The organism is Pseudacidovorax intermedius (assembly GCF_003350475.1).
In the GTDB taxonomy this organism is placed as follows: Bacteria; Pseudomonadota; Gammaproteobacteria; order Burkholderiales; family Burkholderiaceae_C; genus Xenophilus; species Xenophilus intermedius.
On the sequence record NZ_QQAV01000014.1, the window covers coordinates 65,348 to 86,325 of the forward strand.

Here is a 20,978-nt window from a genome sequence, read left to right on the forward strand (position 1 = left end):
GCCTACACCGCGTGTTCCGCGGGCACCAGCACCGCGCAGGGCAGCGTCTGCAGCAGCGCGTCGACCGCCGCCCAGCCGCCCTCGACATGGCGTCCGCTGAGCACGTCGCGCCAGCCGCCCGGTCGCTGCGGCAGCGCCAGCGTGGTCCCCGCCCAGGCCTGCGCGTCCCAGCCCTCAGGCGGCGGCGCGTCGCGCCGGTCGTCGTCCTGTTCGGCAAAGAAGCGGCCCGCGACGAAGACGAGCGCATCGTCCCCGGCCTGCCGGGTGAAGGCGACCACGGCCTCGTCGGCCGGCCCATTGGCGTACAGGGGCTGGTGGTCGCCGTCGCGCACCAGGGCGGCATGCTCGCGGCGCATCTGCAGCAGGCGCCAGGCCGTCCACAGCTTGGCCTCGCCCAGGCGCGCGGGCGTCATGCGCTCGGCAAGGCCCTCGGCCATGCGCTCCGGGCGGGCTGCCAGGGCCTCCAGGCCGGCCAACAGCTCGCTGCGCGCCGCATAGTCGACCGGGCGGCGGTTGTCGGGATCGACCAGGCTGAAGTCCAGGCACTCGGTGCCCTGGTAGGTGTCGGGCACGCCGGCCGAGCAGAACTTGAGCGCCGTGAACACCAGCGAATTGAGGCCGCCCCACCAGGCCAGCCGCGCGGCCAGCGGCTCGAAGTCGGCGCGGAACTCCTCGCTGTCCACCACGCCGCGCACGAACTGCGCCAGCGCGCCTTCGTAGGCCTCGTCGGGCATCACCCAGCTGGTGTGGCGCTTGCCCTCGCGCGCGGCCTTGTGCATGTAGCGCACCAGCCGCTCGGCCAGCTCCTCGCGGGCCTCTTCGTCGGCGCCGCCGGCGGGCCAGATGCCCAGCATGGTCTGGTAGAGCAGGTATTCGTCGGCGCGCGACGGCGTCACGCCATGGTCGAGCAGCGCAACCTGCGCCTCCGGCTCGGCCAGCGCATGCCAGCGGCGCAGCGCCAGGCGCCAGGTGGCCGGCATCTCCGAGAGCACATGCAGGCGCATGCGCACGTCCTCTGCGCGCTTGTTGTCGTGGGTGGAAGTGGCCAGCAGCGTGTGCGGCCAGCGGCGCGCGCGGTCGGCGCTGGCCTCGTGGAACTGCTCCAGCGTGAAGCCGAAGGTGGCCGGGTCGCCCCCCACCTCGTTGAGCGAGGCGAGCGGGTACCAGCGGTAGAAGGCCGTGTCCTCCACGCCCTTGGCGGCCACCGGCGCGCTGAACTGCTGGAAGCGCGCCGCCAGCCGCAGCACCTGCGGATGCAGCACCGGGTCGCCCGCATGCAGCTCGCCGCGCAGCGCCTGGCCGACGAAGTCGTAGATGCTGTCGTCGGCCAGTTCGCCCCGCTCGCGCGCGGCGGCGATGGCATCGTCGATGTAGCGCTGGTCCTGCGCGGAAAGGCCGCGGTCGGTCACGTAGCTGCGGTAGACGCGCATGCAGGTGGCCACCTCGGCCAGCGCGCGGCGCAGGTTGTTGAGGGTGTAGTCGCGCGTGCGGCGGTCGGCGCGGGCGATGCGCAGCGCGGCCGTGGCGATCATGGTCAGGTCCGAGGCCAGCGCATTGCGGGTGACGGCCCGCTTGCCCAGGTACTCGACCTCGTGGAAGGGCGCGTCCTCGCCCGTGAAGCCGCGCCAGATGCGGTCGAAGGCGGCGTCGGATTCGGTCTGCACCAGTACGCCCGCGGCCACGTTGGCGAAGCGGTAGCCGGTGGTGCCGTGGATGGCCCAGGCCTCGGGCACCTCCTCATGGCCGGCGGCGATCTTCTCGGCGACCACGTAGAGCGGCCGCTCGGGTCGGCCGCTGCCGTCATCGGCCGCCAGGCGCCGGCCGGTGCGCCGCGCAAAGCCCTGCTGCAGCCGGTCGAAGTACGCGGCCGGGTCGTGCAGGCCGTCGGGATGGTCGATGCGCAGGCCGTCCACCAGGCCGCGCGCAGCCAGGTCCAGCGGCAGGGCATGCGTGGCCTCGAAGACCTCGGGCCGCTCCATGCGCAGCGCGGCCAACTCGTTGACGTCGAAGAAGCGGCGGTAGTTGATCTCGTCCGAGGCCACACGCCAGAAGGCCAGGCGGTAGTGCTGCGCCTCCAGCAGCTGGTGCAGCGCCTCGCGGTGGCGCGGATGGTTCCAGCGCGCCACGGCCGCCTGCACGGCGCTGCCGAAGGCGGCCGATTCGCCGATCAGCGCGGCCAGGCGGGCCTGGGCGGCGGTCTTGTCGCGGGCGCGCCGCGCGGCGTCTTCCGCGCCGGCGGGCAGCGACTCGAAGGCCTGCGCCACGCCGGCCAGGGCGGCCGCGTCCTCGGGGCCGGCCATCAGCGGCTCGGCCGAGCGCAGCACGGGCGCGTAGCTTTCGGGCGCGACCGGAAAGCAATGGTCGTGGTAGTGGATGGCCAGCCGCCCGCCCGTGGCGTCCAGGCCCAGCTTCAGCTCGCCGTCGTCCAGCACCTGGCCGTAGGCGCCGCCGAGCACGGCCAGCAGCACCTTGCCGGCCAGCTCCGGGTCGGCGGGCTGCCATTCGATGTCGAAGTGGTTGGCGTAGAGGGAGGCGGGGCCGTTTTCCAGCACGTCTTCCCACCAGGGGTTGTCGCCGCCGAGCACGCCCATGTGGTTGGGCACCAGGTCCAGGATCTGGCCCATGCCGTGGCGCTGCAGCGCGGCGCAGAAGCGCATGAAGCCGGCCTCGCCGCCCAGTTCGGGATTGATCTGGTCATGCGCCACCACGTCGTAGCCGTGGGTGCTCCCCGGGCGCGCACGCTGCAGCGGCGAGCAATAGACATGGCTGATGCCCAGCCGCTGCAGGTAGGGCAGGATGGCGATGGCATCGTCGAAGGTGAAGCCGGCATGGAACTGCAGCCGGTAGGTGGCCCGCGGCAGGCGCAGCGGATGGCGCACCGGGCCCTCGGCCGCAGCCGCACCGCCCACGGCCGGCCGTTCGGCGGCCACGGCGGCGGCGATGGCGGCCACGCGCGGCGCCTGCGCCCACTGTTCCACAGGCAGCGCCAGCCGCCGGCGCCAGTTGGGATGCTCGTTCACCGTGCCCGGCAGGTTGGCTTGGCCGCGCTCGCCCAGCAGGTCCTCGGCCTGCACCATCAGCAGCCGCGACGGCGCCTGGGCCAGCCAGCCGTGCACGGCGGCCGCGGCCTCGGTGCCGAAGTCGCCGCTGCCCAGCAGGCGCGCGCCCGCCTCGGCATCGAGCCGGCCGGCATCCTCCAGCGCGAAGGCCAGCTGCACGCGGTCGGCCGCGCGCTCCGCCAGCTGCTGGCGCGCCATCTCGTCACTGGGGTAGAGCTGCAGGCGGATGCGCTCGCCCAGGTCGGCCCCCGACCACCAGCCTTCCAGCGTGGCCAGGTCGTGCGTGCTCACCGCCGCCAGCGCCTGGGCCGGGTAGGCCGCGGGCCGCTTGAAGGCCGCGCCCTCGCGCTCGAACACCATCAGCCGGTACGACAGCAGGCCGTAGCGCTGCATGAGCGCCCGCGTGGCGTCGGTGACGGTGCCCAGGTCCTCGCCGATGACGACGCAGCGCTGGCGCCGGCTTTCGAGGGCGACGATGGCCATCATCTCCTCGGCCGGATAGGCCACGTAGGCGCCGCTGGCGGCCTTCTCGCCGGGCGGGATCCAGAACAGGCGGGTCAGGCCCATCACATGGTCGATGCGCACCGCGCCGGCGTTGCGCATGCTGGCGCGCAGGGCCTCGATGAACAGGCCGTAGCCGCTGGCGCGCAGGGCTGCGGGCCGCATGGGCGGCAGGCCCCAGTCCTGCCCCAGCTGGTTGAGGGCATCGGGCGGCGCACCCACGCTGGCGCCGGGCGCGAAGACGTCGCCGCCGGCCCAGGCATCGGCGCCGTGCCGGTCCACCGAGACGGCCAGGTCCAGGTACAGGCCGATGGCCATGCCGCGGCTGCGGCACTGGCGCGCGGCGGCCTCGAGCTGGCTGGCGGCCAGCCACTGCAGCCAGGCCTGGAAGTGGACCTGCGCCGCATGCTGCTGCGCGAAGGCCTTCACCTCGGCCGAGCCCGGATCGCGGTAGGCCGCGGGCCAGCAGGGCGGGCCCCAGCAGTCGGGATCGCGGGCACGCAGGTGACGGCGCAGGGCCTCGAAGGTGGCATGGCGCTGCAGCGCCTCGCCACGCTGCTGGCAGAAGGCCCGGAAGGCCTCCTCGCGCTGGCGCGCGACCAGGCCGGGCTCGGGCACCTGGCGCCGGGCCTGCACATGCGCGTGCAGCAGCGCCAGCACCTCCAGCTTGGCGGCTGCCACGCCTTCGTGGTCCACCAGCGACTGGGCGCGCAGGTGGCCCAGCCGGGCCTGGAACTCGTCGGACTCCACCAGGCGGCGCGCCTCCAGGCAGTCGGCATATTCGGGCAGGGCCTCGACGGCGATGTAGAGCGGATTGAGGAAGAGCCGCGAGGACGGGCTGTACGGGCTGCACTGGCCGGGATCGTCCGGGAACAGCGCATGCAAGGGATTGAGGCCCACGGCCTGCGCACCCAGGCCGGCGGCCTGTTCGACCAGGCGGCCCAGGTCGGCGAAGTCGCCCATGCCCCATTGCGTGTCCGAGCGCAGGCCATAGAGCTGCGCGGCCACGCCCCAGTGCCGCACGCCCTCGGCATCGCCGGGTGGCGGCTGGCACGAGGCCGGCGCGGCGATCAGCAGCAGCTCGGCCGTGCCGACGCGCAGGCGGTGGTAGCCCATGGGCAGGGCGTCGGGCAGCTCCAGCACGGCATGGCGCTCGACGACCATGCGCCCGTCGACCTGCCGGCGCGCGCCCTCGCCCTGACCGAAGTCGATCAGGCCCTCATGGGCGCCGCCCTGCTCCAGCTGCAGGGTCCACGACGGTGCGGACTCGCCCTCGGGCCAGCGCAGGCTGAGGGGCACGCGCAGGCTGTCGGCCTGGGCCAGCAGCACCGGCGGCAATGCCGTGCGCCATTCGGCCTCGTCCATACGATCGATCTCGGCCTGCCATGCGGCCTCGTCCTGCGGGTCATGGCGCCCCAGGCCCAGCTCGTGCAACAGGCTGGCCAGGTGCCGCGGCTCCACCGCCACCTCGCGGCCCCAGACATCGTGGTAACGGGGGGACAGGCCGCAGCGGGCGCAGGCGCGATAGAGGGCTTCGGACATGGAGGGACAGTCGCAGGAGGAAAAGGAAAAGGCTCACCCAGTGTGGACCAATCCGTCGTGGCTGGGGGGATTGCCTGGGCCGGGGCGGCACCGGCGCAACGCGCAGCCCGGGGCCGGGCACGCCACCGCGGCACCGGGGGATGTGCCGGGGCACGGCGGGGCAGGCACGGCGGCGGCGGTCACACCCCGTCAGGGCGCCTCGAACACGGACAGGGTGTCGTCGTCCTCGTCGAAGACCGGCAACTGCAGCAGGGCCGCACATCCGCCGCCCGGCGACAGCGCCAGCAGGGGCAGGCGCGGGCTCGGCCCGGCTGCCAGGTGGCAGCCCCAGCTGTGGAACACGCGGCCGGTGGGTGCGGCGCCCAATTGCTCGGTATCGCCCAGGTTGATGACCATCTGCAGCCAGCATAGACCGTCCGGCTGCGACGGCGCCATTTCCCACTGCAGGAAGAGGAGGTCGCCAGACAGTTGCCAGCGGCCGCTGCCCGGCCTGGCCGGCAGGTGCGGCACCACACGGCGCTTGCGCACCGCCAGCAGCGTGCGCACCTCGTGCACGCGCTCGCGGTGGCCGGGCTGCTCGCGCTCGGCCCAGTCGAGCCGGCTGGCGGTGAAGGTGCTTTCGGCATTGGGGTCGGGAATGCGGGCCCGCGCCTCGGCGCTGGTGAAGCCCTCGAAGCGGCCGAACTCGCGCCGCCGGCCATCGGTCACCGCCTGGGCCAGCTCAGGCCCGAAGTCGCAGAAGTACAGGAAGGGCGCGGTGGCCGCCCATTCCTCCCCCATGAACATCAGCGGCACATGGGGCGACAGCAGCAGCGCCGCGCGCAGCGCCCGCAGCCGGTGGGCCGGCGCCAGTGCCTCGATGCGCTCGCCGAAGGCGCGGTTGCCGATCTGGTCGTGGTTCTGCAGGAAGGAGACGAAGGCCGTGGGCGGCAGCGTGTCAGTGGGCTCGCCGCGCGGATCGCCGTCGCGCATCACCGAGGGCTGGCCGGTGTAGATGAAGCCGCCCGCCAGCGCCCGGCCGACCAGCGCCTTGGGCTCGCTCGCGTAATCGAGGTAGTAGCCGTCGATCTCGCCCGTGGCCTGCACATGCGCGGCATGGTGGAAGTCGTCGTTCCACTGCGCCGTGGCGTCGTGCGGGCGGCCCTCGGCGTCGCGGGTGAGCAGGTGGACGTGGTTGTGCTCGTTCTCCAGCACCACGTGGATGGCACGCTCGCGGCCAGGGCCCTTTCGCAGCGCCTCGGTGATCTCGCGCACGATGTGCAGCTCGGAGTCGTCGCGGATGGCATGCACCGCGTCCATGCGCAGGCCGTCGAAGCGGAACTCCTCGATCCAGTACAGCGCGTTGTGCACGAAGAAGTCGCGCACCGGCCGCGCATGGTCGCCGTCGTAGTTGATGGCGGCGCCCCAGGGTGTCTGGTGCGCGGGATTGAAGAACTGCGGGCAGTAGGCGTGCAGGTAGTTGCCTTCGGGGCCGAAGTGGTTGTAGACCACGTCCAGCAGCACCATCAGCCCGAGGCCGTGGGCCGCATCCACGAAGGCCTTGAGCGCCTCGGGCCGGCCGTAGCTGGCCTCGGGCGCGAACTGGAGCACGCCGTCGTAGCCCCAGCCGCGGGTGCCGGGAAAGTCGGCCACCGGCATCATCTCGATGGCCGTCACGCCCAAGGCGGCCAGCTCGGGCAGCTTCTTGCGGGCGGCGTCGAAGGTGCCCTCGGGCGTGAAGCTGCCGATGTGCAGCTCATAGACCACCGCTTCGCGCCAGGGGCGGCCCTGCCAGTCATCGTCGTGCCATTCGTAGGCGGCCGGGGCCACCACGCGGCTCGGGCCGTGCACATCGTCGGGGTTGTGGCGCGAAGCCGGGTCGGGCACCTTCAGGCCGTCGGGCAGCACGAAGCGGTAGTCGTCGCCGGCGGCGGCCATGGGCACGTCGCAGCCGAACCAGCCCTCGTCGCCAACCGCCTTCATGGGGTGCGTGGCCCAGCCGGTGCCACGGGCGCGGCGCTCGACCATCACCTCGGCCACGCCGGGCGCCCACAGGCGAAAACGAACGCCCCCGCCCTCCAGCACCGTGGCGCCGAAGGGCATTTTGTGCTCACGTCTCATCGTTCGCTTTCAGCTTTCCATGTCAAAGAGGGGGCGGCGGATCGACCGGACGGCGCGGGATCAGCGGATCGTCCGCGCCGCGGGCCGAGGCCGGGCGCGGCAGCGTCTCGCCGTCGACCTGGGGCGCGGGCGGCGTGGCCGTGGCCGGCACCTCGGGCAGCGGGTCGAGCACCGTGGTGGGGGCAGCGGCGTCGGCCGCAGCCGCCTGGGCCGCCGCGGACGCTGGCGAGGCCACGGCAGGCCCCGCGGCGCCGCCCGTGCGGGGCGCACCCTCGGTCTCCGGCGGCAACCATTGCTGGATGTGGCGCGACGCCCAGTCCTTGCCGGCCAGCCCGAAGGCCAGTGCCAGCGCAAAGACGAAGCCGGCCAGGATCACCAGGAAACTCTCGCGCACGATGTCGCCGCCGATGCGCAGGTGGTCCAGCGCGATCAGGATGACGAACACCAGGATGGCGTACTGCGCAATGCGCGAGAAGAAGGTCGCGTCGGGCATGCCCACGTTGCGGCCGTAGGTGCGCACGGCATCGCCCACGAAGCGAGCGAAGTAGGCGCCGAAGGCCAGCACCAGCAGCGCGACGAACACGTTGGGCACGAACCAGATCACCCGGCCCAGCAGGTCGGTGATGTAGGTCAGCCCCAGGCCGTTGAAGGCGATGATCAGCGCCGCCAGGATCACCGCCCAGTAGGCCAGCAGGCCCACGAGGCCGGTGGTGTCCACCTTCACCCCGCCCTGGCGCAGGAAGCCGTCCAGCCCCGCCCGCTCGGTCAGCACCGGAAAGTTGACGGCCCGCAGCGCCTTGGTGACGGCAAAGCGCACCACCTTGGCGATGAGCCAGCCGCCCACCAGCACCAGCGCCGCGAACAGCAGCCGCGGCAGGAAGGCCGCGATCTGGTACAGGAAGGCCCGCAGGGGCAACAGCTGCATGCTGAAGTCGTTCATGGATGCTCACCTCCTCGTGATGCCTCGGACACCCCCGGCGCGCGTGCCAGGGCCAGCAGCCCCTGCAGCGGCACCTGGGCCCAGTCGATGCGGTTGTTGAGTTCGTAGCGCAGCTCGTACAGGGCCTTGTCGATCTCGAAGAGCGACATCAGCGCCTCGTCCGGTGCCCCGGCGCCGGCATGGGCCAGCGTGTCGCGGTAGCCACCCAGGTAGGCGGCGCGCACGGCGGCCTCCCAGTCGGCGGCCACGGCATTGAGGCGGGCCAGCTCGTCCACGTTCTGCGCCACCCGCTTCAGGGCCGACCAGCGCGCGTAGTTGAAGGAGCGCAGCATGCCGGCCACGTCGCGCAGGGCCGGGCCCTTGGCGCGGCGCTCGTCGATGCTGCGCGCCGGCTCGCCCTCGAAGTCGATGAGGATGAAGTCGTTGCGCGAGACCAGCACCTGGCCCAGGTGGTAGTCGCCATGCAGGCGCGTCTTGATGCCGCCGGTGCCCACGCCATCGAAGGCGGCGATGCGCTCCAGCAGCTGCGCCTGTCGCTCGATGAGCTGCTGCGCGTCGCCCTGCGCGCCCTCGCCCAGCGTGGGCAGACGCTCGGCCAGCAGGCTCATCGTGGCACGCGCATCGTCGTGGGCGCGCAGGCGCAGGGCCTCGCGGTCTTCCGACGTGAGCGGCTCGGGCGCGAAGGCCGGGTCGTCCGCCGGCGCCGACGCGAAGGCCAGGTGCATCTCGGCCGTGCGCTGGCCCAGCAGGCGCATCAGCGTGAGGAAGGCGCCGTGGTCCACCTGCGCGGCCTCGGGCGCGGCCTGGTGCTCGGCCAGGGCCCGCTCCAGGTAGGCCAGGGTGTATTCCCAGGCGTCGCCCTGGTTGGGCACGAAGGCCTGCAGCAGGCCGAGCGTCATGACGGTGCCGTCGTTGCCGTGGTACTCGATGGCACCGGCCACCGGCACGCAGTTGGCGAAGCGCACCGTCTCGGTGAGGAAGCGGCCGATCTCCAGCTCGGGGTTGATGCCCGGCTGCACGCGGCGGTAGCACTTGAAGAAGAGCTGGTCGCCGAAGGTGAGTGCGGTGTTGCTGCTGGCCACGCTGGGCCGGCTCACGGCCAGGGCCTCGATGGCCGCGGCGTCCACGCCGGCCAGGTCGCGGCTCCCAGTGAAGCGGATCTCGCCGCCGGTGGCCGGCAGCACCAGCCCCTGTGCCATGGCCACCGCCACCGCGTGGGCGAAGGCGGGGTCGAACATGGCGTCGCCCATCACGCCCACCTGGGCCTGTTGGCGCACCTTGGCGACAACGGCGGGGGCGTACTGCTTGATGGTCTCTTCGTCCAGGTCTTCCCAGGCGATGCCCAGCGGCATGAAGTAGCGGCCGCTGCCGCTGCCCGCCTGCACATCCAGCAGCGGCAGCACATAGGCGCGCTCGCCGCGGTCCCAGGTCGCATGGTCGGCGATGCCCACGCGCTGGATCGGCTCGCCCTTGGCGCCATACCAGCGCTGCACCTCCAGGTGGCGCGGCATGACGTCGACCTCGAACTGCTCGCGCAGCCGGTCGGCCATGCCGATGCGCCAGGGCATCACGCGCTCGCGGAACAGACTGGACCAGCCGTCGAACAGCACCAGCACCGGCCGGTCGCGCAGCTGCAGGCCTTCCTGGTGCCAGCTGGGCACGTCCACATCGGTGGCCAGGCGGAACCAGAAGAAGCCGTACGAGGGCATCGTCAGCATGTACGGCAGCTCGCCGATGGGCGGGAAGGTGGTGCGGCCCAGCATCTCCACCGGCACGCGGCCCTTGAAGGCGCCCAGATCCAGCTCCACCGGCTGGGCGGCGCGCGAGAGGTTGAAGACGGTGAGGATGACCTCGCCCTCGTACTCGCTCAGGTAGGCCAGCACCTTGCGGTTGCCGGGCTTGAGGAAGGTCTTGCGGCCGCGTCCGAAAGCGCGGCTGGTCTTGCGCACGGCCAGCATGCGGCGCGTCCAGTGCAGCAGCGAGCTCTGGTCGCGCAGCTGCGATTCGACGTTGACGGCCTCGTAGCCGTAGATCGGGTCCATGATGGGCTGCAGGTACAGCCGCTGCGGGTCGGCGCGCGAGAAGCCGGCGTTGCGCTCGTTGCTCCACTGCATGGGCGTGCGCACGCCGTTGCGATCGCCGACGAACACGTTGTCGCCCATGCCGATCTCGTCACCGTAGTAGATGATGGGCGAGCCGGGCATGGACAGCAGCATGCCGTTCATGAGCTTGATGCGGTCCTTGTCGTTGCCCATCAGCGGCGCCAGCCGGCGGCGGATGCCCAGGTTGATGCGCGCCTGCTTGTCCGCCGCGTACGTGCTGTACATGTAGTCGCGTTCGCGGTTGGTGACCATCTCCAGCGTCAGCTCGTCGTGGTTGCGCAGGAAGATCGCCCACTGGCAGCCTTCGGGGATGTCGGGCGTCTGCTGCAGGATCTCGACGATGGGGTCGCGGTCTTCCTGCGCGATGGCCATGTACATGCGCGGCATCAGCGGGAAGTGATAGCACATGTGGCACTCGTCGCCGGTGCCGAAGTACTCGCGCACATCCTCGGGCCACATGTTGGCCTCGGCCAGCAGGAAGCGGTTGGTGTAGTTGGCGTCGATGGCCGCACGCAGCTTCTTGATGACGTCGTGCGTCTCGGGCAGGTTCTCGTTGCTGGTGCCGTCGCGCTCGATCAGATAGGGGATGGCGTCCAGCCGGAAGCCGTCCACGCCCATGTCGAGCCAGAAGCGCATGATGCCGAACACCGCCTCCAGCACTTCGGGGTTGTCGAAGTTGAGGTCGGGCTGGTGGCTGAAGAAGCGGTGCCAGTAGTACTGCTTGGCCACCGGATCCCAGGCCCAGTTGCTGGTCTCGGTGTCGGTGAAGATGATGCGCGTGCCCTGGTAGATCTGGTCGGTGTCGCTCCAGACGTAGAAGTTGCGCTCGGGCGAGCCGGCCGGCGCATGGCGGGCGCGCTGGAACCAGGGATGGTCGGCGGAGGTGTGGTTGATCACCAGCTCGGTGATCACGCGCAGGCCGCGGGCATGCGCCGCGTCCAGCATTTCCTTGAAGTCCTCCAGCGTGCCGTACTGCGGATTGACCGCGCAGTATTCGCTGATGTCGTAGCCGTCGTCGCGCAGCGGCGAGGGGTAGAAGGGCATCAGCCAGATGGTGTTGACGCCCAGCTCCTTCACATAGTCCAGGCGTTCGGTCACGCCCTTGAAGTCGCCGATGCCGTCCCCGTTGGTGTCGTTGAAGGCCTTGACGTTGAGCTGGTAGATGACCGCATCGCGGTACCAGGTGGGATCCTCGGAGCTGTCGATCTCGACGTTCTCCAGGGCCAGGCGGGGTGCGGTCTGCGTCATGCGGCGCGCCTCCTCAGAAGTGACTTGTTGCTGTTATTGGTAGTAGTCGAAGTCGCGCTCGCTGCGCGTCTTGCGCAGCAGATGCATGACATGGGCCACGCTGACGGCCGGGTCGAGCCGGATGAAGTGGCGGGCGCCCTGGCACATGAAGCGCTCGCCGCCGAGCAGGTCGTGCATCTGGAAGGACTGGCCGGGTTCCACGCCGAAGCCCATCGCCGCCGGGTCGAACTGCAGCCAGCCCCACTGGGCATGGTGCGGGTCGAGGTTGACCACGGTGACGATCACGTCCTGCCCGTCGGGCGACTGCTTGACCCAGGCGATGAGCTGGTCGTTGTCGATGGGCAGGAAGACGAGGCCCTCGTTGCGTTGCAGCGCGGGATGGGCGCGGCGGATGGCGTTGAGGTGCGCGATGTAGGGCGCCAGGCTGTCGGCGCGGCCGCGGTCCCAGTGGCGCAGCTGGTACTTTTCGGAGTCGAGGTATTCCTCGCTGCCCTCGTGCCGCGGCAGATGCTCCTTGAGCTCATAGGCCGGGCCATAGATGCCGTAGCTGGCGCTGAGCATGGCGGCCAGCACCAGCCGCAGGCGGAACATGGCGTCCGAGCCCGTCTGCAGCTGCGCATGCAGGATGTCGGGCGTGTTGGGCCACACGTTGGGGCGGAAGTAGTCCAGCCCCGGCCGGCTGGACAGTTCGGTGAAGTACGCCACGAGCTCTTCCTTGGTGTTGCGCCAGGTGAAGTAGGTGTACGACTGCGAGAAGCCGAGCTTGGCGAGCCGATGCATCACCTTAGGGCGCGTGAAGGCCTCTGCCAGGAAGATGACCTGCGGATGCGCACGCTTGACCTCGCCGATGGCCCACTCCCAGAAGGGAAAGGCCTTGGTGTGCGGGTTGTCCACGCGGAACACCGTCACGCCCTGCGCGATCCAGTGGTCGAGCACGCCCTTCAGGGCGAGCCACATGCCTTCCCAATCCTCGCTCTCGAAGTTGAAGGGATAGATGTCCTGGTACTTCTTGGGCGGGTTCTCGGCGTACTGCACGGTGCCGTCGGGCCGCCACTTGAACCAGGCCGGGTGTTCCTTGACCCAGGGATGATCGGGCGCGCACTGGAAGGCGATGTCCAGCGCGATCTCCAGGCCATGCCCACGCGCGGCCTTGACCAGCGCGCGGAAGTCCTCGTGCGTGCCCAGCGCGGGCAGGATGGCGTCATGGCCGCCCTCCTCCGCGCCGATGGCCCAGGGGCTGCCGACGTCGCCGTCCTCCGTCACCAGCGCGTTGTTGCGACCCTTGCGCTGCATCCGGCCCACCGGATGGATAGGCGGGAAGTACAGCACGTCGAAGCCCATCTTCGCGATGCCCGGCAGCAGGGCCTGCACATCGGCGAAGGTGCCGTGCCGGCCCGGCTCGGGCGAGGCGGAGCGCGGAAAGAGTTCGTACCAGGTCGAGTAGCGCGCCAGCGGCCGGTCGACCACCAGCGGAAAGCCGGGCTTGAGCGCCGTGGCATGGCGCCGGTCGGGATAGCGGCGCACGATGGACGCCAGGGTCTCGTCCAGCGCCTGGCCCTTGAGCAGGGCAGCGTCCTCGCCGACGTCGGCGGCGCGGGCCTCCAGTGCGAGGGCCCAGCCTTGCAGGCGGGTCGCATCCTGGGCCTGCCCGGCCTCGCGCGCCCGGTCGGCGGCGGCCAGGATCTCGGCCGCGCCCACGCGGGCGGCGATGCGGATATCGGCCGCATCCACGCGGCGCTCCAGTTCGTGGTGCCAGGACTCGAAGGCATCCACCCACGCCTCGACGTTGTAGCGATAGCGCCCGGGCACCGGCGGCACGAACTGGGCATGCCATTCGTCGTTCCACTTCAGCGCCATCTCGACCTCGGTCCACGAGGCCTCGCCCTCGCGCTGCCAGTGCAGCATGACGCGCAGCATGTCGTGGCCCTCGACGAAGCAGTGGGCCTCGACCGCGAAGGGCTCGCCGGCCACGCACTTGGCGGCGAAGCGGCCGTTGTCCACGCAGGGCAGCACGGCATCGATGACGGCACGCTGGCGGCCATCGGCCAAGCCGATCGGGCGCACCAGCGGCTGGGCACTGAGCAAGGAGGCCGGAGCGCTCATCGGAGGAAACCTTTCTCGGAATCGGTGTCGGTGGCGAGCGGTGCGCGCAGGTAGAGCGTGGACAGCGGCGGCACCGCCAGCACCAGCGACTGCGCCTGGCGATGGGCCGGCACCGGCACGGTGTCCACGCCGCCCAGGTTGCCCCAGCCGCTGCCGTCGAATTCCTGCGCGTCGCTGTTGAGCAGCTCGGTCCAGGTGCCGGCCACGGGCACGCCCACGCGCAGGCCCGGGCGCGGCACCGGCGTCATGTTGCACACCACCAGCACGGGCGCGCCGCCGTCCTCGGGCTTGCGCAGGAAGATGTAGAGGCTGCGCTCGGCATCGTCGGCGTCCAGCCACTGGAAGCCGGCCGGGTCGAAGTCGATCTGGTGCAGCGCCGGCTCCTCGCGCAGCAGCCGGTTGAGCTGGCGCACGAAGCGCTGCACGCCGCGGTGGCCCCACTGGTCGCTGACCCACCATTCCAGCTCGCCTTCGTGCGTCCATTCGCGGCGCTGGCCGAACTCGCCGCCCATGAAGAGCAGCTTCTTGCCCGGATGGGCCCACATGTAGCCGAACAGCGCACGCAGATTGGCGAACTGCTGCCACTCGTCGCCCGGCATCTTGCCGATCAGCGATCCCTTGCCGTAGACGACTTCGTCGTGCGAAAGCGGCAGCACGAAGTTCTCGGTGAAGGCATAGACCAGCGAGAAGGTCAGCCGGTGGTGGTGATAGCGGCGGTAGACCGGATCGTCATGCACGTAGTCGAGCGTGTCGTGCATCCAGCCCATGTTCCACTTCATGCCGAAGCCCAGACCCCCCATCTCGATGGGCCGGGACACGCGCGGCCAGGCGGTCGATTCCTCGGCCACCGTGAAGGTGTCGGGATGCTCGCGGTAGACGGCGCGGTTGAGGTCCTGCAGGAAGGAGACCGCCTCCAGGTTCTCGCGGCCGCCGTGCACGTTGGGCACCCACTCGCCGGGCTGGCGCGCGTAGTCCAGGTAGAGCATCGAGGCCACGGCGTCGACGCGGATGCCGTCGATGTGGAAGCGGTCGAGCCAGAACAGCGCCGACGAGATCAGGAAGGCCCGCACCTCGTTGCGGCCGTAGTTGAAGATGGCCGAGTTCCATTCGGGATGGAATCCCTGCCGGGCATCCGCATGCTCGTACAGGTGTGTGCCGTCGAACTCGGCCAGGCCGTGCGCGTCGGTGGGAAAGTGCGAGGGCACCCAGTCCAGGATGACGCCGATGCCCTGCTGGTGCAGGTGGTCGACGAAGTACATGAAGTCTTCCGGCGCGCCGTAGCGCGACGTGGGCGCGAAGTAGCCGGTGGTCTGGTAGCCCCAGGAGCCATAGAAGGGATGCTCGGTGACCGGCATCAGCTCCACATGCGTGAAGCCCATCCAGCCGATGTATTCGGCCAGGGCGTGGGCCAGTTCGCGGTAGCCCATGAATTGCCCGTCGCGGCGGCGCCAGGAGCCCATGTGCAGCTCGTAGGTGCTCATGGGGGCATCGAGGGCGTTGCGCGCGGCGCGGCTGGCCATCCATGCCGAGTCGCCCCATTCGTGCGTGCCGGCCCAGATGCGCGAACCCGTGGCGGGCGGCAGTTCGGCGCTGAAGGCGAAAGGGTCGGCCTTCTCGCCGACGTAGCGGCCGTCCGGGCCCCAGATGCGGTACTTGTAGGCCTGGCCGGGCTGCGCCGGAATGCCCTCGCCCTCCCACACGCCGCTGCCGTCGGGCCGGGGCTGCAGGGCGTCGGCCTCGTCGTTCCAGCCGTTCCAGTCGCCGATCACCGCGACGCGGCTGGCATTGGGGGCCCAGACGGCGAAGTGGAAGGTGCCGTCGTCGTCGAGATGCGCGCCCAGCCGTTCATACAGGCGGGCGTGGCTTCCCTCGCGCAGCAGATGCACATCCAGGGGACCGAATCGGGGCGACGGAGCAGGGAGTTGGGACATGGGGCCGGCGGGCTTGATGGGCAACATACGTTGTACACCGCCGCCCTGGCGGCGCCCGGACGGCAAAGCCGCGGTGCCTTGTCGGACGGATGCCCACGTCCTTCGCGAGCGACGGGCATGGTCCCACCCACGCCCCGTCCTGGGCCCCTCTCCCTCGCGGGAGAGCAACTGTGTTCAAAGTCAATGGTTAGTTCATGCAGTGGCGTGCTGTGGATAACCAGGCTGCCAGGGCACGCCCGATTTGATAACCGCATTCATGATGGTCAGCAGCTTGTGCATGCACGCCACCAGCGCCACCTTCTTGGGCTTGCCTGCGGCCACCAGGCGCTCGTAGAACGCCCGGATCGTGGGCTCGTGGCGTACCGCACTCAGACTGGCCATGTACAGCGCCGATCGCACGTTGGCCCTCCCGCCCCAGGTCGTGCGCCGGCCCTTGAAGTTGCCGCTGTCGCGGTTCAATGGCGCCACGCCGACCAACTTGGCAATCTCCTGACGCGTCAGTCGTCCGAGCTCTGGCAGCGCACCCATCAGCACGGCCTGCGTGCCTGGGCCGACACCCTTGAGCCCCTTGAGCAGTTCCAGCTTGTCCTTGAAGTGGTCCTTGAGCATGCGCCCCGCGTCCTTGTCCAACTGCGTGATCTGCTGCTCCAGCGCCTTGAGCACCGCGCGGATGCTTTTGCGCTGCGAGGCATGCATGCTGGCCAGGCGGTTGGTCTCGGCCACGTGCATGCCTACCAACTGCTTGCGCCGCATCACGATCGCCAGCAACTCCTGCTGCTCGGGCTCGGCCGGCTTGAGCAGCAATTTGTCGCGCCGGTCGCTGGCGTTGAGCGTGCGGGCAAACTGCGCCAAGGAGTACGCGTCGATGCGGTCGGTCTTGGCCAAGTGGCCCATCGCCTTGGCAAAGTCGTGCGCCTGGCGCGGGTTGACCACGATCACGGCGTAGCCCTGCGCGCACAGCGCCGCCGCGGCAGGCTGCTCCAGGCCACCGGTGGCCTCCAGCAACACCAGCGCCACGCGCTCGCCAACGCCCTCCACGTAGGCCAGCAGGGAGGCAAGCCCTGCCTCGTCGTTTGCCCAGCTCGAGCTTCGGGGCTCGCTGCTGAGCGCCACCTCCAGCGTGGCCTTGGCCACGTCGATGCCGATGAATACGGGTTCGAGTGCTTCTGTCATTTCCCAGCCTTGCAAATACGGGGTCTGTGTGGGTGCTGCTTCCAAAGATGCCCCAACCCAGCCTTCGAGCAACTGTTCGGGTTGCGCAACAGAAGGTCGGTCGTCCACGCCAAAAGCTCTCCCACGGGATTCGCTCCCCAAGGGGCAACGGGCTGTGGACAACTTCCCAAACCTTTGGTCTTCGTCATCTCAGATTCGAAGATACAAGGGGTTGGAGAGAGGGGCGGCCGCCGCCGGCACCCGTTGCACCTCTGGAGTGCGGCGGCCCCCTCTCCCCGGGCCTCTCCCGCGAGGGGAGAGGGAGCAAGACCCTGCCGCCTTACATCGCCGGCCTGTAGAAGATGTAGTCCGCCTGGTAGTTGACGACCTGCTTCTGGCCCAGGCTGGCCTGACCGCAAGGCAGCATGGGGGCGACGCCGCCCTTGGTGGCCACGCGCTGGATGTAGCTCACGCCCTGCATGGCGCCCATGCCCATGGCCGGGTTGGCCTTGACCAACTGCAGCGGGATGTTGCCGGCGCCGCCCGGCGCGACCGCGACCTGGGTGGCGGTGACCTTGGAGCCGTCCATGCTCTCCCAGGTGGCCGGCGGGCCGTAATAGCGGCCGATGGCCTTGCCGCTGCGGTCCATCAGGCGCGCATCGGGGCCGACGAAGAACCACTCGTACTGGCCTGCCATGTCGGCCTTGGCGCGGCATTCGTAGGTGATGGTGCCGGCGCCCACGGTCTCGAGCGCGACGCGCTGGCCGGCGGGCACCTGGACGGGGGCGGGCAGGCCGGCCTGCGAGTACGGGGCCGGCATGGGCGCGGTGGCACAGGCGGACAACAGGACGGCGGCGGCCACGGTGGCCAGGGGGGCGGTCATGCGCATGGAATGCTCCTTTCGATGGGCAACAACGGGTTGAGGTTCGGGGTGGCAGTCGGCGGTCGCCCTCCGCGACCTCTCCTTGCTGCCTGCCCCGTTCGACTTACGGCCCCGTTCATGAACCGGATGCATACCCGGCGAAAGTTGAAGGACTTGTGAATTCATCGCCGCCCACCGCGCGCATCCGGCAGCCGGGAACGCGCGTACCCACCAGATGGCCGCCGCTCCCGCACAATGTCCCGATGCCTTCCGCCACGACGCCCGACGACGAGCTGCTGGGTCTGCTCGATCGTGTCGCCCGCCGCGACGCCTCCGCCCTCCAGGCGCTGTACGAACGCACATCGTCCCGGCTCTTCGGCCTCGCGATGCGCGTGGTTCGGCAGCACGAATGGGCCGAAGACGTACTGCAGGAGGCCTTCCTCACCATCTGGCGTTCGGCACCCGACTACCGCGCGACGCTGAGCCCGCCGATGGCCTGGATGTCGCTGATCGTGCGCAGCCGCGCCCTCGACCTGCTGCGCCGCCAGACGAGCCAGGGCGGCGACGTGACGCAGGAGTTCAGCGAGACGCTGGCCGACACCCTGCCCGCGTCCGAGCCCGGCCCGCAGGAGCTGGCCGATGCCAGCGAGCAGGCCTGGCTGCTGCACCAGTGCCTGCAGCAGCTGCCCAACGCGCAGCGCGAGGCGCTGTCGCTGGCCTACCTGCGCGACCTGAGCCACAGCGAACTGGCCACGCGCCTGGCGCAGCCGCTGGGCACCATCAAGACCTGGATCCGGCGCGGGCTGGACAAGCTGCGCGTCTGCATGGAGCAGGCGGCATGACGCGGCCCCGTCCTTCCACCGCCACCGGCCCGAGGAGACTCGCATGAACATCGCCGCCAATGCCCGCCTGCTGGCCCTGCTGTCGGCCGCCCATGCCCTGGGCACCCTGCGCGGCGGCGCCCGCCGGCGCTTCGAGGCCATCGCGCGCGAACAGCCCGCCGTGCGCGCCAGTGCCCTGCTGTGGCGCGAGCGGCTGACGGGCTTCGTCGAACTCGCGCCCGCGGTGAACCCGCCCGCCGCGGTGTGGACGCGCATCCGCAACCTGGTGGACGCCGACCTGCAGGAGGCCCGCCTGGCCGAGCAGAGGGCGGCGCCGCCGGCACCGACGTCGCCGGCGCGAACGACGGGCTGGTGGGGAAGCCTGGCGATATGGCGCGGCGCCTCGGCCGCTGGCCTGGCGGCCACGGTGCTGGCCGGGGTGATCGGCCTGCAGTTCTGGCAGCAGGCGCGCGAGGCACAGCAGGTGAAGTACGTGGCGGTGCTGAACGACGACCGTTCGGCCGCATCGATGCTGGTGACCTTCGATGCGAAGCACCGTCAGCTCACGCTGCAGCGGGTGGGCGACTTCAACGTGGCGCCCGACCGCTCGCTTCAGCTGTGGGCCTTGCCGCCGGGGCGCACGCCACAGTCGCTGGGGGTGGTGGACTCGCCCGAAGGCATGCGCCTGGCGGCCAGTGCGCAGGTGCTGAAGCAGGCGCCGGCGCTTGCCGTGAGTCTGGAGCCCAAGGGTGGCGTGCCAGGTGACCGCGGGCCGACGGGGCCGGTGCTGTTCCATGGCGCGCTGATCGAGAAGACGCTGTGATCGGGTTTGTCACGCGCCTTTGAGCGGGTTTGCTTCGAGCGGGTGTGCTGCTCGACGCCTGCGCGGGTGTTGTGTGGTGCTCGTGCGGCCGCGCGATGTCCGTGCAACTCCGAGTGGTGCCCGTATGACCACCCGACGACTGCGCAATTCCGAGTGCTGTCGATGCCACCACCCGACCGCCCGCGCAATTTCGAGTGCTGGCCGTGCGACCGCTGCGCCACTAACCGGCAGAGGGCACCGGCATGCGCGCTCCCGGTGCACGCTCGCGCTGACCGGCTTGTTGCACGAGAGGGGTGCTCGCTCTCCACCGACGCGCCTTGCGCACTGCACGGCGCCGCGAATGGCACCTCCGCACGCACACCGGCACCCTCCGCCTCGACGCTGCGCGCGAGCCCTCCATCTTTGCGGCCCTGGGCCACGAGGGCACTACAACGAGACAACGAGACCACAAGGCCATACCGCCACACCGCAAGCCATAGAGCCATAGAGCCATAGAGCCCGGGGGGCATGGAGCAACGCAGGCCGATCCACCCCAGTCCGTTCGGGCTGAGCCTGTCGAAGCCCCGCCCCCAGGGTTGCACCGCGTCGGGCCGGGCTTTCACGCCGCGCGCCGCCTCGCCCTTCGACAGGCTCAGGGCGAACGGATTTTGGGGCCGGGGGGCGGAACCCGGCCGACCAGGCACATGGTCGAGGTGGAGGATGACGGTGTGCGTGCGGAGGTGCCATTCGCGGCGCCGTGCAGTGCGGTAGGCGCGTCGATGGAGAGCGAGCACCCGCGCTGTGCAACAAGCCGGTCAGCGCGAGCGTGCACCGGGAGCACGCATGCCGGCGTCCTCCGCCGGTTAGCGGCGCGGCCGTCGTGCCCCATCCACCGACGCAAGCGCAAGCCAACGCCTCAGCTCAGCTCAGCTCAGCTCAGCTCAGCTCAGCTCAGCTCAGCTCAGCTCAGCTCAGCTCAGCTCAGCTGAGCGACAGCACAGCACAGCACAGCACAGCACAGCACAGCACAGCACAACCCCCACGAGCATGCGCCAAGGAGCCGCCCTCCTACGCAAAAGAACGCGCGCCGGATGCATTCCCCGACACCCCGCAGGCCGATGCCATCCAGACTCTGCACAGGCCCGTATCTGGAGAGCCTGCCGCATATCCGGCGGTACAACAGCCCAAGGAGCCTTGCATGACTTTCTCGAAGAAGACCACCCGCATCCTCGCCGCCACCCTCACCGCCTTCGCACTCGGCGGTGCCGCCATCGGCGCATCGGCCCAGGTGATGGTGGGTGGCGCGCCCATGTACGCCAACAAGGACATCATCGACAACGCCGTCAACTCCAAGGACCACACCACGCTGGTGGCCGCCGTCAAGGCCGCCGGCCTGGTCGACACGCTCAAGGGCCCGGGCCCCTTCACCGTCTTCGCGCCCACCAACGCGGCCTTCGCGGCCCTGCCCGCCGGCACCGTCGACACGCTGCTCAAGCCCGAGAACAAGGGCCAGCTGACGACCATCCTGACCTACCACGTCGTGCCCGGCAAGGTCGACTCGGCCGCGCTGGTCAAGATGATCGACGACGGCAAGGGCCAGGCCATGCTCAAGACCGTGGCCGGCGGCAGCCTCAAGGCCACGCGCAGCGGCAGCACCGTGAAGATCACCGACGAGAAGGGCGGCTCGGCCGACGTGACCATCGCCGACGTCTACCAGTCCAACGGCGTGATCCACGTCGTCGACAAGGTCCTGCTGCCCAAGTAACGAAAGCGTCGAACGGTCCGTTACCTTTGCGTGCGGACCGTCAGGTGCCA

The 20,978-nt window shown here is 70.3% G+C and carries 11 protein-coding genes; 3 read left to right on the forward strand and 8 right to left on the reverse strand.

The window, feature by feature from the left end:
- Nucleotides 1-2: 2 nt before the first annotated feature.
- From treY to DFR41_RS24390, 8 genes are all read right to left on the reverse strand, one after another.
- Nucleotides 3-5,102, reverse strand: coding sequence for a malto-oligosyltrehalose synthase (treY, locus tag DFR41_RS24355; RefSeq protein ID WP_114804634.1), 5,100 nt, complete (start codon nt 5,100-5,102; stop codon nt 3-5).
- A gap of 189 nt (nt 5,103-5,291) precedes the next feature.
- Nucleotides 5,292-7,184, reverse strand: a complete 1,893-nt coding sequence (treZ, locus tag DFR41_RS24360; RefSeq protein ID WP_244917862.1) for a malto-oligosyltrehalose trehalohydrolase — start codon at nt 7,182-7,184, stop codon at nt 5,292-5,294.
- Nucleotides 7,185-7,224: 40 nt separating this feature from the next.
- Entirely contained in the window at nt 7,225-8,142 is a 918-nt protein-coding gene (locus DFR41_RS24365; protein WP_211322657.1) for a mechanosensitive ion channel family protein, read from the reverse strand.
- Nucleotides 8,139-11,492: a maltose alpha-D-glucosyltransferase gene (treS, locus tag DFR41_RS24370; protein WP_114804636.1), complete on the reverse strand. Its 3,354-nt coding sequence runs from the start codon at nt 11,490-11,492 to the stop codon at nt 8,139-8,141. The genes DFR41_RS24365 and treS overlap by 4 nt, the downstream gene beginning before the upstream one ends.
- A 33-nt stretch (nt 11,493-11,525) precedes the next feature.
- Nucleotides 11,526-13,595 carry an alpha-1,4-glucan--maltose-1-phosphate maltosyltransferase gene (locus DFR41_RS24375; protein WP_114804637.1) on the reverse strand — a complete coding sequence of 690 codons (2,070 nt, stop codon included), beginning with the start codon at nt 13,593-13,595 and terminating at the stop codon, nt 11,526-11,528.
- Entirely contained in the window at nt 13,592-15,526 is a 1,935-nt protein-coding gene (gene glgB / locus DFR41_RS24380; protein WP_211322658.1) for a 1,4-alpha-glucan branching protein GlgB, read from the reverse strand. The genes DFR41_RS24375 and glgB overlap by 4 nt, the downstream gene beginning before the upstream one ends.
- Nucleotides 15,527-15,718: 192 nt before the next feature.
- Nucleotides 15,719-16,699: an IS110 family RNA-guided transposase gene (locus DFR41_RS24385; RefSeq protein ID WP_114804639.1), complete on the reverse strand. Its 981-nt coding sequence runs from the start codon at nt 16,697-16,699 to the stop codon at nt 15,719-15,721.
- 319 nt (nt 16,700-17,018) lie between these two features.
- A complete protein-coding gene (locus tag DFR41_RS24390; protein ID WP_114804640.1) occupies nt 17,019-17,567 on the reverse strand; it encodes a DUF3455 domain-containing protein in 549 nt (182 codons plus the stop codon).
- Nucleotides 17,568-17,803: 236 nt separating this feature from the next.
- Between DFR41_RS24390 and DFR41_RS24395 the strand changes: the two genes are divergently transcribed.
- The 3 genes from DFR41_RS24395 (at nt 17,804) to DFR41_RS24410 (ending at nt 20,928) form a co-directional block, all read left to right on the forward strand.
- Nucleotides 17,804-18,382 carry an RNA polymerase sigma factor gene (locus DFR41_RS24395; RefSeq protein ID WP_017760814.1) on the forward strand — a complete coding sequence of 193 codons (579 nt, stop codon included), beginning with the start codon at nt 17,804-17,806 and terminating at the stop codon, nt 18,380-18,382.
- A gap of 43 nt (nt 18,383-18,425) precedes the next feature.
- Complete coding sequence (locus tag DFR41_RS24400) at nt 18,426-19,184, forward strand: anti-sigma factor (protein WP_114804641.1); 759 nt, start codon at nt 18,426-18,428, stop codon at nt 19,182-19,184.
- Nucleotides 19,185-20,361: 1,177 nt separating this feature from the next.
- The gene (locus DFR41_RS24410) at nt 20,362-20,928 is read left to right on the forward strand and encodes a fasciclin domain-containing protein (protein WP_114804679.1); all 567 of its coding nucleotides are present in this window, start codon (nt 20,362-20,364) and stop codon (nt 20,926-20,928) included.
- Nucleotides 20,929-20,978: the final 50 nt, after the last annotated feature.